This window comes from Sphingomonas sp. KRR8 (assembly GCF_023559245.1).
In the GTDB taxonomy this organism is placed as follows: Bacteria; Pseudomonadota; Alphaproteobacteria; order Sphingomonadales; family Sphingomonadaceae; genus Sphingomicrobium.
The window spans coordinates 2,818,302-2,830,824 of the sequence record NZ_CP097462.1 but is presented as its reverse complement, the minus strand read 5'-3'; the positions used below and the strand labels follow the sequence as shown (position 1 = coordinate 2,830,824).

At 67.8% G+C, this 12,523-nt stretch carries 9 protein-coding genes; 6 read left to right on the top strand and 3 right to left on the bottom strand.

The window, feature by feature from the left end; all coding sequences use genetic code 11:
- Positions 1-36: 36 nt before the first annotated feature.
- Both M8312_RS14230 and M8312_RS14225 read right to left on the bottom strand, forming a co-directional pair.
- Positions 37-1,719, bottom strand: coding sequence for a DEAD/DEAH box helicase (locus M8312_RS14230; RefSeq protein WP_250118339.1), 1,683 nt, complete (start codon positions 1,717-1,719; stop codon positions 37-39).
- A gap of 46 nt (positions 1,720-1,765) precedes the next feature.
- Positions 1,766-3,568: an ABC-F family ATP-binding cassette domain-containing protein gene (locus M8312_RS14225; protein WP_250118338.1), complete on the bottom strand. Its 1,803-nt coding sequence runs from the start codon at positions 3,566-3,568 to the stop codon at positions 1,766-1,768.
- A gap of 117 nt (positions 3,569-3,685) precedes the next feature.
- Here M8312_RS14225 and M8312_RS14220 point away from each other — a divergent pair, with 117 nt between their 5' ends.
- From M8312_RS14220 to M8312_RS14200, 5 genes are all read left to right on the top strand, one after another.
- Positions 3,686-3,982: a hypothetical protein gene (locus M8312_RS14220; RefSeq protein ID WP_250118337.1), complete on the top strand. Its 297-nt coding sequence runs from the start codon at positions 3,686-3,688 to the stop codon at positions 3,980-3,982.
- Positions 3,983-4,120: 138 nt separating this feature from the next.
- Positions 4,121-4,786: a response regulator transcription factor gene (locus tag M8312_RS14215; RefSeq protein WP_114226766.1), complete on the top strand. Its 666-nt coding sequence runs from the start codon at positions 4,121-4,123 to the stop codon at positions 4,784-4,786.
- A gap of 62 nt (positions 4,787-4,848) precedes the next feature.
- Positions 4,849-6,186, top strand: coding sequence for a sensor histidine kinase (locus M8312_RS14210; protein ID WP_250119793.1), 1,338 nt, complete (start codon positions 4,849-4,851; stop codon positions 6,184-6,186).
- A gap of 91 nt (positions 6,187-6,277) precedes the next feature.
- Positions 6,278-8,299: a M13 family metallopeptidase gene (locus tag M8312_RS14205; RefSeq protein ID WP_250118336.1), complete on the top strand. Its 2,022-nt coding sequence runs from the start codon at positions 6,278-6,280 to the stop codon at positions 8,297-8,299.
- Between the two features lie 58 nt (positions 8,300-8,357).
- Positions 8,358-9,371 carry a polyprenyl synthetase family protein gene (locus tag M8312_RS14200; protein WP_250118335.1) on the top strand — a complete coding sequence of 338 codons (1,014 nt, stop codon included), beginning with the start codon at positions 8,358-8,360 and terminating at the stop codon, positions 9,369-9,371.
- Positions 9,372-9,394: 23 nt separating this feature from the next.
- Here the strand turns inward: M8312_RS14200 and M8312_RS14195 are convergent, their stop codons facing one another.
- Positions 9,395-9,952, bottom strand: a complete 558-nt coding sequence (locus M8312_RS14195; protein WP_250118334.1) for a hypothetical protein — start codon at positions 9,950-9,952, stop codon at positions 9,395-9,397.
- 91 nt (positions 9,953-10,043) lie between these two features.
- Between M8312_RS14195 and hrpB the strand changes: the two genes are divergently transcribed.
- Positions 10,044-12,512, top strand: a complete 2,469-nt coding sequence (gene hrpB, locus M8312_RS14190; RefSeq protein WP_250118333.1) for an ATP-dependent helicase HrpB — start codon at positions 10,044-10,046, stop codon at positions 12,510-12,512.
- Positions 12,513-12,523: the final 11 nt, after the last annotated feature.

Here is a 12,523-nt window from a genome sequence, read left to right as displayed (position 1 = left end):
AAACGCAACCTTCGCGAAGTGAACTGCGGGACAGACTCAGCGGCCGGCCCGCACCGGACGCGGAGTGCGCACCGGGCGTCCCTTGTGGCGTGGCGGCCCGACCGGCCGCGCCGCCGCCTCGACATCGCGCGGGGGCGCCACCTCGATCAGCATGCCTTCGTCCTCGGGCGCCACCGGCGTGCGCTTCAGCGCATTGACGAAGTTCGGAACGCTGCGCGCGGCGATCTCGAAGAAGCTTTCGCTCTGCGCGACCCGGATGGCGCCGATGTCCTGCCGACCGACATGGCCGTAGCGGCAGATCAGCGGCAGCAGCCAGCGCGGGTCGGCATTGTGGCGGCGGCCGGCGTTGATCTTGAACCAGGTCGAGCCCTCGAAACCGGCGCGGTTCGGCGATTCACCGCGGGTCGCCGGATCGGCCGAAAGGATGTCTTCGGGCGCCGGCATCTCCGTGCGCAGGGTGCGAACCAGCGCGGTCGCAATCGCCTCGGGCGATAGCTCGGCCATCAGCGTCGTGGCGAGCGCTTGATCTTCCTCGTCCGGCTCGGTCGGGGCGCGGAGGCGCTCCAGCAGCCGCTCGCGGTCCTTGGTCCGGATGTCCTCGGCGGTCGGTGGGCTGATCCACTCGGCCTGGATGCTTGCACCGCGCAGCATGGACTCGACCTGGCGGCGGCGGCGGAACGGCACGATCAGCACGGCCACGCCCTTGCGCCCGGCTCGACCGGTGCGCCCGGAACGGTGCTGCAGCGCCTCGGCGTCGCGCGGCAACTCGACATGGATGACGAGTGTGACGGTGGGAAGGTCGATGCCGCGCGCGGCGACGTCGGTCGCGACGAGCACCCGGGCGCGCTGGTCGCGGAGGGACTGAAGCGCATTGTTGCGCTCGTTCTGGCTATGCTCACCGCTGAGGGCCACCGCCTGGAATCCGCGCTCCGTCAGGCTGGCGTGGAGGCGGCGGACCGCCTCGCGGGTGGCGCAGAAGAGGATGGCGGTCTCGGCCTCGTGGAGGCGGAGGAGGTTGACGACGACATGCTCGATGTCGGTCGGCGAAGTGGTCACCGCCTGATAAGCGATGTCGGCGTGCGCCTCTCGCTCGCTCATCGTCTCGATCCGCAACGCATCCTTCTGGTAGCGCTTGGCGAGCGCGACGATCGGGCGCGGCATGGTGGCGGAGAACAGCAGAGTGCGCCGCTCGGCCGGCGTGGCGTCGAGGATCTCTTCGAGCTCCTCGCGGAAGCCCATGTCGAGCATCTCGTCCGCCTCGTCGAGGACGACCGCGCGCATGGCCGAGAGGTCGAGTGCGCCGCGTTCAAGATGGTCGCGCAGGCGTCCGGGAGTGCCAACGACGATGTGAGCGCCGCCCTGAAGGGCGCGGCGTTCGCGCATCGGGTCCATGCCGCCGACGCAGGTGACCACGCGCGCGCCAGTCTCGGCGTAGAGCCAATCAAGCTCCTTGCTGACCTGCAGCGCGAGTTCGCGGGTCGGGGCGATGACCAGCGCAAGAGGCTCACGCGTCCAGGGCGCACGATCGGCTTCGATCAGCTGGGCGGCGATCGCAAGGCCGAAGGCGACGGTCTTGCCCGACCCGGTCTTGGCGGAGACGATCAGGTCGCGGCCGGCGGCCTCTGGCTCGACGACGGCGGTCTGGACGGCGGTGAGCGTGTCATACCCGCGCGCGGCAAGAGCCGCGGCGAGCACGGGATGAATATGATCATGTTGCATGTGCGAAGGTCCTTAGCGCAGATCGCGCCCGAATGACAGGGCGGTGTCAGGCCAGGCTGTCGGCCAACTCCGCCACTTCAAGCCAGCGCAGTTCGGCTGCTTCCTTGTCGGCCCGCAGGCTGGCGATCTGGTCCATGAGTGCTTGGAAGCGCTTGGGATCGCGGGTGTAGAGGTCGGGATCCGCAAGAACCGCTTCGGCGGTGGCGATCTTGGCCTCGATCTGCTCGATCTCTCCAGGCAGCCGGTCGAAGTCGCGCTGGTCCTTGTAGGACAGCTTCCTAGGCGGCGTGGCGGGCACCGCCGCAGGTGTCGGTACGGATGATTTCGGCTTGGGCTGGGGCCGCGCCGCTTCTTCGCGCCTTTTGGCCCAATCGTCATAGCCGCCGGCGACGATGTCCACCTTGCCGGAGCCGTCGAGACCCAGCGTGATGGTCACCGTCCGGTCGAGGAAATCGCGGTCGTGGCTGACGATCAGGACCGTTCCGTCATAGTCGGCGATGACTTCCTGAAGGAGATCCAGCGTTTCGAGGTCCAGGTCGTTGGTCGGCTCGTCGAGCACTAGCAGGTTGGACGCGCGAGCGAATTCACGCGCCAGCAGCAGGCGCGACCGCTCACCGCCCGAAAGGCTTCCGACCGGCGCATCAATCATCTCCGGATTGAAGAGATATTCCTTGAGATAGCCCTTGATGTGCTTCTTGGTCCCGCGCACGTCGATCCAGTCGCCGCCCTCGGCCAGCACGTCGCGGACGCGCTTTTCGGGTGACATGAGCTTTCGCTGCTGGTCGATGACGATGCCGGACAGGGTCCTCGCCAGCGTGACCTTGCCCTCGTCGGGCGCCAGTTCGCCGGTGAGCAGCTTCAGCAACGTCGTCTTGCCCGTGCCGTTGGCACCGACCACGCCAATCCGGTCGCCGCGCTGGATGCGCAGGGAGAAATCACGGATGATCGTCCGACGCTCGCCCTGATCATTCTCGAATGACTTCCACACCTTGTCGGCCTCGATCACCGACTTGGTCTTGGTATCGTCCCGCGCCAGCCCCAGCTTGGCGGCGCCGCTCGGCCCCAGGATGGCCGCGCGCTGCGCCCGCATTTCGCCCAGCTTGGCCAGCCGGCCCTGGTTGCGCCGGCGGCGCGCGGTGACCCCGCGCTGAAGCCAGTGGAGCTCGATCGCCAGCTTGGCGTCGAGCTTCTCGGCGGCGCGCTCTTCCTCGGCATAGACCTTCTCGGTCCAGGCATCGAAGCCGCCGAACCCGATCTCCGCACGACGGATCTGGCCGCGATCCAGCCACAGACAGCTCTTGGTGAGGCGCGTCAGAAAGGTGCGGTCGTGGCTGATGACGACGAACGCGCCGGTGAAGCGGCCCAGCCAATCCTCCAGCCAGTCGATGGCCGCGAGGTCGAGATGGTTGGTGGGCTCGTCGAGCAGGAGCACGTCGGGCTCCTGCGCCAGCGCGCGCACGATGGCGGCGCGGCGGCGTTCACCCCCGCTGGCGGTCGCTGTCGAGCGGCTGAGGTCGATGCCGAGCTGGTCGGCGATGGCGGCGGCTTCGTGCGCGGGCGGGGCATCGGTTCCGGCCAGCACCCAGTCTTCCAGCGTTGCATGACCGACCATCACCGGGTCCTGCTCCAGCAGCACGACCCTGGTGCCCGGAACGATGGTGCGGCGGCCCTCGTCCGTGTCGATGGTGCCCGCCAGGCACTTCAGCAGCGTGGTCTTGCCGGCACCGTTGCGCCCGATCAGCGCCAGCCGGTCGCGCGGACCGACATAGATGTCGAGCTCGCGAAACAGCCAGCCGTCGCCCTGGACCAGCCCGAGGTTCTCAAAAGAAAGGATAGGAGGCGCGGCCATGTGGGCGCCTTTAGCCAGCGTGCGCGCCCGCGTCACCCATGCCCATGGACTTTGCTGACAGCGCTGTTCACAACCTATTCAATGGCTTCTGGTAGGAACGGCCTCACGAGATTCGCCATGAGCCTGACCCGTTTCATCCTTGCCGCGCTTGCCGCGAGCCTTGCCGCCAGCCCGGTGCTGGCCGACCCGCCGCGCGGCCGCGATCAGGACCGCGTATTCGAAGCCTTTCGCGAGGGTCGCTCCATGCCCCTTCCCTCGATCGAGCGGCGGGTGATCCCCTTCATGGGCGGCGCCGATTATCTCGGGCCTGAATTCAACGGTGACACCTACCGGCTGAAATTCATGCGGGGCGGCCGGGTGATCTGGGTCGATGTCGACGCGCAGAGCGGTCGAATCATCGGGCGGTCGCGCTAGGCTTTCACCCGCTTCGGACCTGCTGTTCGTGCCGACGAAGCGTGAGTCCCTCCCCCTTCCCGTTCATTCCGTCTAAGCAACCGTTCAGCTTGGCGCGGGTTAGACGCGGTCAAGCAGACGTTTGATAGGACGAAGACCATGCGCGTGCTGATCGTCGAGGACGAACCGAACCTGGGGCGGCAGCTCCGATCCACGCTGGAGGGCGCGGGCTATGCCGTTGATCTCGCCACCGACGGCGAGGACGGCCATTATCTGGGCCAGACCGAAAATTATGACGCGGTGGTGCTCGACCTCGGCTTGCCCGAGGTGGACGGGCTGACCGTGCTCGACCGCTGGCGCAAGGAAGGCAAGAAGATGCCCGTCCTGGTGCTGACCGCGCGCGACAGCTGGTCGGACAAGGTGGCGGGTCTGGATGCTGGCGCCGACGACTATCTCGCCAAGCCGTTCCAGACCGAGGAACTGATCGCCCGTCTGCGCGCCCTCATCCGCCGCTCGAGCGGCAATGCATCGAGCGAGCTTATCGCCGGCGACATCCGCCTCGACACCCGGTCGGGCAAGGTGACCAAGGCCGGCGAGCCGGTGAAGCTCACGGCGCAGGAATATAAGCTCCTGTCCTACCTGCTCCATCACAAGGGCAAGGTGGTCAGCCGGACCGAGCTCATCGAGCATATCTACGACCAGGATTTCGACCGCGACTCGAACACCATCGAAGTGTTCGTGACCCGCATCCGGAAGAAGCTGGGCCCTGATGTCATCACCACCATCCGCGGCCTCGGCTACAGCCTGGAGGAGCCGGCGGCGTGAGCGTCGAGGCTCCGGCCGCCGCAAACGGCACGGAGCGCTACTCCGGGTCGCTGACCCGCCGGATGATCGTCATTGCGACGATCTGGATCTCGATCCTGCTGTTTGCCGGCGGGTTCGCGCTAGATCGGGTGCTGACCGGCAGCCTGGTCCGCAGCTTCGACACGCAGCTCGACTATGTGCTGAAAGGGATGATCGCCTCGTCCGAGGTGGGTCCGCTGGGCGAAGTGCGCTTCACCCGCCTTCCCGCCGACCAGCGCTTCATCGAGACCTATTCGGGCCTGTACTTCCAGATCACGGACGTGCCGTTCGACCACTGCCGTCTCAAGTCCGAGAACCCCTACTGCTTCGCATCGCGCTCCCTGTGGGACCGGCGACTTCGGATCACCGACCGCTATTTCCACCTGCAGTCGCATTTCTACGATTCGAACGAATTCGCGGACGAGCCGCTGCGGGTGGTAGAACGCGACGTCATTCTCCCGGGCTCCAAGGTCCGCTGGCGCTTCCAGGTGGCGCAGAGCCGCGAGGACCTCGACCTACAACTCAGGGACCTGCGGCGCACTCTGATCTGGAGCTTCGTTCTCCTGGGCTTGGGTCTGGTGGTGCTTGCCGCCTTGCAGACCGTCTATGGCCTGTGGCCATTGCGGCGGGTCCGGCGCGAGGTGGCGGCGATCCGCTCCGGCACCAAGTCGCGGGTGACCGACAATTTCCCGGTCGAGCTTCAGCCGCTGACCGACGAGATCAACCAACTGCTGGCGCATGGCGAGGCACAGGCCGAGGAGGCCCGCACCCATGCCGGCAACCTTGCCCATGCGCTGAAAACTCCGCTGACCGTCATCACCAATGCCGCCACCGCCCGTGATCCGGACCTGTCGGACTTGGTCTGCCGCGAGGCGACCACCATGCGGCGGCAGGTGGACCACCATCTGGCCCGGGCGAGGGCGATCGGCCGCCGCGCCTCGACCCAGGCCCGCTCCCGCGTGTGGGACAGCCTGGACGCGGTGCAGCGGGCGGTCGACCGGATGTACGAGAAGGTCACCGTGGACATCGCCGGAGACCGCGAGGCCGAGGTTCGGGTGGAGCGGCAGGACCTCGACGAGATGCTCGGGAATCTGGTCGAGAATGCCGCCAAATATGGCAACGGACGAGTGTTCGTCACCGTCGAGGCCGGTGCTGACAAGGTGGACGTGCTGGTCGAGGACGACGGGCCCGGCATCCCGGCAGAGCAGCGCAGCGAGCTGTTCACCCGCGGCGTGCGGCTGGACACCACCGGCAAGCCTGGCACGGGGCTTGGCCTTGCGATCGTTCGGGACGTGGCGGAGATCTATGGCGGATCGGTCGCGCTCGAAGAGAGCGAAGACCTGGGCGGATTGCTGGTAAGGCTGACGCTTCCGCGCGGCTAGTTGCCGCCATGGCGGCGTTGGTCGAAAACCTTGTTGCGTGCCGCACTGGCCCGGCTACGCTCCCGGTAACCCAACTGATCAGGAAAAATCGATGCGTTTTCGCCATCTGGCCCTGGCCGGCATGCTTGCCACGGCCCTTCCCGCTGCACTCCTCGCCGGCACTCCGCGCTACGGCAACTGGGGCGTCGACATGGGTGACATGGACACCAAGGTGAAGCCGGGGGACAGCCTGTTCGAATTCGCCGAGGGCAGCTGGCTGCGCAACCATCCCATTCCGGCCGACAAGACGGGCGCCGGATACAATTTTGAACTGCCGGACGAGATCGAGCAGCAGGTCAAGGCAATGGTCGAGAACGTCACGGCCAATCCGACCTCGCCGGTCGCGCGCAAGATCGGCGATGCCTACGCGGCGTGGATGGACGAGGCCGGCATTGAGCAGCGCGGCTTGTCGCCGCTCAAGCCATACCTGGCGAAGATCGACAATGTTTCCAGCCGCAGCCAGCTGGTTCAGCTGATGATGGAGCCGGGCTTCGCAAGCCCCATCAACATCGGCATCGGTGCCGATCAGGATAATCCGACCCGCTATGCGGCGCAGGCAGGGCAGGCCCGCCTCGGCCTTCCCACCCGCGACTACTATCTGCTGAAAGGCCAGAAGTACGACAGCATTCGGGCCAGCTACCGCACCTACATCGCCGACCTGAACCGCCTCGCGGGACTGTCCGATCCCGAAGGACGCGCGGATCGGATCCTGGCGCTCGAGACCAGGATTGCGCAGGACCAGTGGACCCCCGAACGCCGCCGTGATCCGGTCGCCACCCATAACCCGATGACCGCTGCCCAGCTGATGAAGCTGGCGCCGCAGTTCAACTGGACGGAGACCCTGCATGGCATGGGTCTGGGCGCTGCGACCACGGTCGATGTGGCGGAGCCCAGCGCGGTGACCGCCGCCGGCCAGCGCATCGCCGACGTGCCGCTCAGCACCTGGAAGGAATATCTCACCTTCCGGTTCATCAGCGACCACGCAAGCAACCTGCCGAAGGCGTTCGATGACCGTCGCTTCGCCTTCTACGGCAAGACGATGAACGACGTTCCAGAGCAGCGCGCCCGATGGAAGCGCGGCATGCAGATGCTCGACGACAGTCTCGGCGAGGCGGTGGGCCAGCTTTACGTCGCCAAATACTGGCCGGACCAGACGGCCAGGCAGGCGCAGGAACTGGTCGATGACGTACGCGCCGCTTACCGGGAAAAGATCACGAACGCGGCTTGGATGGATTCGGCGACGCGGCAGAAGGCGCTGGAAAAGCTGGCGTCCTTCGACCCGCGGATCGGCCATCCGGTCAAGTTCATCGACTATTCGGACCTTGCGGTCAGCCGCACCGACCCGCTCGCGAATGCGATCGCGACCGAGGATTTCCAGTGGAAGCTGCAGCTCAAGCGGTTCCCGCACCCGGTCGATCGGACGCTGTGGGAAATGACCCCGCAGACGGTGAACGCTTATTACGATCCGACCATGAACCAGATCACGGTGCCCGCAGCGATCCTGCAACCGCCCTTCTTCGACGCGAACGCCGATCCGGCGGTGAACTATGCCGAAACCGGTGCCACGACCGTTGGCCACGAAATGGGTCACGGGTTCGACGACCAGGGCCGTCAGTATGACGCCAAGGGGCGCCTGCGTGACTGGTGGACGCCTGCAACCGCCGCCAAGTACAAGGTCAAGGCCGAGCGCTTGGCCGCCCAGTTTGACCAATACGAACCGATCCCGGGCGTTCACATCAAGGGCCATCTGACGCTTGGCGAGAACTTGGCCGACCTGGGCGGCCTCGAGACGGCCTACGCCGCCTACCGCCGATATGTCGCACGGCACGGCGAGCCGCCGGTGATCAACGGCTACACCGGCGATCAGCGCTTCTTCATTGCCTACGCGCAGGCCTGGCAGGGCAAGCGCCGCGAAGGCGCCGAGCGGCAGCAGCTGTTGAGCGATCCGCACAGCCCGGAGAAGTATCGCGTCGACGGCATCGTCCGGAACTTCGACCCCTTCTACAAGGCGTTCAACGTGCAGCCGGGCGACAAGCTCTACCTCGCGCCCGCCGAGCGCGTTCACGTCTGGTAGGGTCCTGCGGCGGCGACGAGCCTTGCCCGTCGCCGCCGACCATCCTAACCGCGCTCCCGTGACTGCCTCTCTCCACGACCTCCGACCCACCGCCTCGCCCAGCCTCGAGCCGCTGGTCCAGCTGACCGCCGCCGACATGAATGCGGTCAATCAGGTGATCCTGTCGCGGATGCAGTCGCAGGTTCCGCTCATCCCGGAGCTGGCCGGTCATCTGATCGCCGGCGGCGGCAAGCGGATGCGGCCGATGCTGACCTGCGCGTCGGCGGCGCTGTGCGACTATACGGGTAGCCGGCACCACAAGCTGGCGGCGGCGGTGGAGTTCATCCACACCGCCACCCTGCTGCACGACGATGTGGTCGACGGTTCGGGCATGCGGCGCGGCAAGCGCACCGCCAACCTCATCTGGGGCAATCCGTCGAGCGTTCTGGTCGGCGATTTCCTGTTCAGCCGCGCCTTTGAGCTGATGGTCGAGGACGGGTCGCTCAAGGTCCTCAAGATCCTCAGCCACGCCAGCGCCGTCATCGCGGAAGGCGAAGTGGCGCAGCTGACGGCGCAACGCCAGATCGCGACCAACGAGGACACCTACCTCCACATCATCGAGGCCAAGACAGCCGCGCTCTTTTCCGCCGCTTGCAAGATTGCCCCAGTGGTTGCCGAAGCCGGCGACGACGCCGAACAGGCGCTGGAAGCATTCGGCCGGAACCTTGGCATCGCCTTCCAGCTGGTCGACGACGCCATCGACTACACCAGCGAAGAAGCGACCAGCGGCAAGAGCCTGGGCGACGACTTCCGCGAGGGCAAAATGACCTTGCCGATCATCCTCGCCTACGCCCGCGGACAGGAAGCCGACCGGGCCTTCTGGCGCGAGGCCGTGAGCGGCGACCGGGTCAGCGACGACGACCTGGCGCATGCGATCCGCCTGCTGCGCGACACGCAGGCGATCAGCGACACGCTGGAGCGCGCGCGACTCTACGCCCGCCGCGCGCTGGACGCGATTGCGGGCTTCTCCAACGGCAAGGCCCGCGCCGCGCTGACCGAAGCCGTCGAGTTCGCGGTGGCGCGCGCCTACTAGGCAGAGCGCCTGCTTGCCGGTTGCTAGCGGACCGGGATCATGACGTGCGCATAGGGCGTGCCGCCCCACATGACGTAGGGCTTGGTCGTGTCCGGATTGGCCCCGCTGGGATATTGCGCGTTGAGCGCGGGCGAACCGACCAGCATCAGGTGCGGACCGGTAACCACCCATTTTCCGTCGGCGGGCGGCTTGGCATAGGGATCCGTGTTGCTGGCGTCGGTGCCGCCGGCCAGCATGTAGATGACCCCGACCGCATCGGCTGGAGGAGTCTGCTTGCTCATCCAGGCACCCGCCCAGCGCATCGCGTTCCGGTCCAGACACATCGGGTCGACGCCCGGTGTGCTTGGGTCGTCGGGCATGCAGGTGAAGCCGTTAGTCCCGGGGCGCAGCTCGCGCATTCCGGTGGCACCCATCGTCACCACCTTGGCGCCCTCCGCGATCGCCTTCGGCCCGGCGCTGAGCGCGTTCTGGATGAGGCTGGCGTCGGATGCGGGCGGCGGAGCTGCAGCACCGGGCGAGGCCGCCGGCAAGGTCATGAGGGCGATACAGCCGCCCCAACGCAAGAGCATCTTCGGGGTCATGACATCCTCCTTCAGGTGGATGCCCTTCCCATACCGCAACCGCAACGATCCACCTAATGAACTTGGAGCCCGCTTGCCCTAAGGCGCGCCTGTGACCCTGCCGATCCATGCTGTCCTGCCCGACCTGCTCGCTGCGCTCCGGAGCCGTCCGCGCGCGCTGCTGATCGCGCCGCCGGGTGCGGGCAAGACCACCCAAGTGGCGCCAACACTGCTGACTGAACCGTGGTGCGGCGGGCAGATACTGCTGCTCGTGCCCCGGCGGCTGGCGGCACGGGCGGCGGCGGAGTTCGTGGCGCGGCAACTGGGCGAGGAACCCGGCGGCACCATCGGCTACCAGACGCGGCTCGACAGCCGGGTCGGCAAGGCCACCCGCGTGATCGCGATGACGCACGGCGTCTATCTGTCGCGGATCCAGGCCGATCCCGAGCTATCTGGCGTGTCGGCGGTGCTATTCGACGAGGTGCACGAGCGCAGCCTCGACAGCGATCTCGCGCTCGCCCTGACGCTCGACGCGGCGGGCGCGCTGCGGGAGGACCTCAGGATCCTGGCGATGTCCGCGACGCTCGACGGCGAGCGCTTCGGGGCGCTGCTAAGCGATCCACCCCGCATCGAGAGCGAGGGCCGAAGCCATCCCCTCACCCTGCAGCACATTGGCCGCGATTCGGCCTTGCGGATCGAGCCGCAGGTCGCCGCCGCCTGCCGCCGCGCCTTGGCCGAGATCGACGGTTCGCTGCTCGCCTTCCTGCCCGGCGTCGCCGAGATCGAGCGGACCGCGGAGGCGCTAGGCGTCCTGCCGCCGAACGTCGTACTCCATCGCCTGCACGGCCAGGTCGACCCACGGGACCAGCGCGCCGCACTGGCCAGGCCCGAGCCAGGCACCCGCAAGCTGGTGCTGGCGACCAGCATCGCCGAAACCAGCGTGACGATCGAGGACGTGCGGATCGTGGTGGACAGCGGGCTTGCCCGGCGACCGCGCTATGACCGCGAGGCCGGGCTGACGCGGCTGGTGACCGAGCGGGCGAGCAGGGCGGCGGTGACGCAGCGCGCCGGCCGCGCCGCGCGACAGGCGCCGGGCGTGGCGATCCGCTTGTGGGAGGAAGCGGCGACCAACGCCCTGCCCGCGCATGACCCGCCCGAAATCCTCGAGGCGGACCTGACCAGCCTGCTGCTGACCACTTTGCTGTGGGGCGAGCCGGATCCGCAGCGCCTGCCCTTCCTGGACCCGCCGCCGGCGGCCGCACTGGCGGAGGCACGCCGGCGGCTGATGAGCCTTGATGCCATCGACGCGGACGGGCGGGTGACCGAACATGGCCGGCAGATTGCCCGTCTGCCGCTGGAGCCCCGCCTGGCGCACATGCTGATCGAGGGCGCCGCGCGAGGGTTCGGCAGCGTCGCAGCCGAGGCTGCGTTACTGCTGACCGAGCGCGGGTTGGGCGGGAATGAGCCGGACCTGGAGCGGCGCTCGCAACGCTGGCGTGGTGATCGCGGCAAGCGCGCGGATGCGGCGCGTGGCTTGGCACGGCGGTGGGAACGACAGCTTCCTCCTTCCCGAGCTGATGGCGGCGATCGGCCGGCCCCGGACGTGAGCCGCGGCGAAGCACTCGCCATGTCCATCGCCCTCGCCTTCCCCGACCGTCTTTCTCGCCGCCGCGACGGGTCGGGCGAGCGCTGGCAGTCCGTCGGGGGACGCGGGTTCCGGCTCGACCCTTCTTCGTCCCTGTCATCCGCCAGCTGGCTTGCCGTCGCCGAAGTGGCGGGAAGCGCGGCGGGCGCGCGCATCCTGTCGGCCGCTGCACTGGACGAGGAGGCGGTCTTGGCGCTGTTCGGCGACCGCGTCGTGACGGGCCACGATGGCGTCTTCGATCCGGCCACGGGGGCGGTCACCCCGACCCGGTCACGTCGGCTGGGAAGCATCCGCCTGTCGAGCGGGCCCGACCCCAGACCAGACCCCGAAGCCATCGCCGCCGCTCTGGTCGAGGGCGTCAGGACGTACGGCCTCCACCTCCTGTCATGGGGAGAGACCGCGACCGCGCTGCGACACCGCGCCGCCTTCGCCGCGGCGCACGACCCCACCGTCCCGGCGCTCGACGACAGCACCTTGCTGCAGCGGCTCGATGAGTGGCTGCCGCCGCTCGTCGCGGGCAAGCGGCGGCTGTCCGATATCGGAGATGCCACCCTGCGCCAGGCGTTCGAGGGGCTGCTCGGTTACGAGGGCAAGCGCCACGTCGACCGGCTTGCACCGGTGGATTTCGTGTCGCCAGCCGGGAGCCACCACGCCATCGATTATGGCGCCGCGGGCGGGCCCGCCGTCGAGGTTCGGGCGCAGGCGCTGTACGGCCTCAGAAATCACCCGACGGTGGCTGGTGGACGAGTGCCGCTGACACTGGCGATCACCTCACCCGCGGGTCGTCCGATCCAGACCAGCCGCGACCTGCCGAGCTTCTGGGTGGGAAGCTGGCGCGAGGTCGCGAAGGAGATGCGCGGGCGCTATCCCCGCCATCCCTGGCCCGACGATCCGGCCAGCGCCGCGCCGACGCTCCGGGCCAAGCCGCGTTCTTGATTTCACTGCCT

Excerpts from the sequence above, each read along its gene's own strand:
- M8312_RS14215 (WP_114226766.1), top strand. The coding sequence starts at position 4,121 with ATGCGCGTGCTGATCGTCGAGGACGAACCGAACCTGGGGCGGCAGCTC.
- M8312_RS14220 (WP_250118337.1), top strand. The coding sequence starts at position 3,686 with ATGAGCCTGACCCGTTTCATCCTTGCCGCGCTTGCCGCGAGCCTTGCC.
- M8312_RS14205 (WP_250118336.1), top strand. The coding sequence starts at position 6,278 with ATGCGTTTTCGCCATCTGGCCCTGGCCGGCATGCTTGCCACGGCCCTT.
- M8312_RS14195 (WP_250118334.1), bottom strand. The coding sequence starts at position 9,952 with ATGACCCCGAAGATGCTCTTGCGTTGGGGCGGCTGTATCGCCCTCATG.
- M8312_RS14210 (WP_250119793.1), top strand. The coding sequence starts at position 4,849 with ATGATCGTCATTGCGACGATCTGGATCTCGATCCTGCTGTTTGCCGGC.
- M8312_RS14225 (WP_250118338.1), bottom strand. The coding sequence starts at position 3,568 with ATGGCCGCGCCTCCTATCCTTTCTTTTGAGAACCTCGGGCTGGTCCAG.
- M8312_RS14230 (WP_250118339.1), bottom strand. The coding sequence starts at position 1,719 with ATGCAACATGATCATATTCATCCCGTGCTCGCCGCGGCTCTTGCCGCG.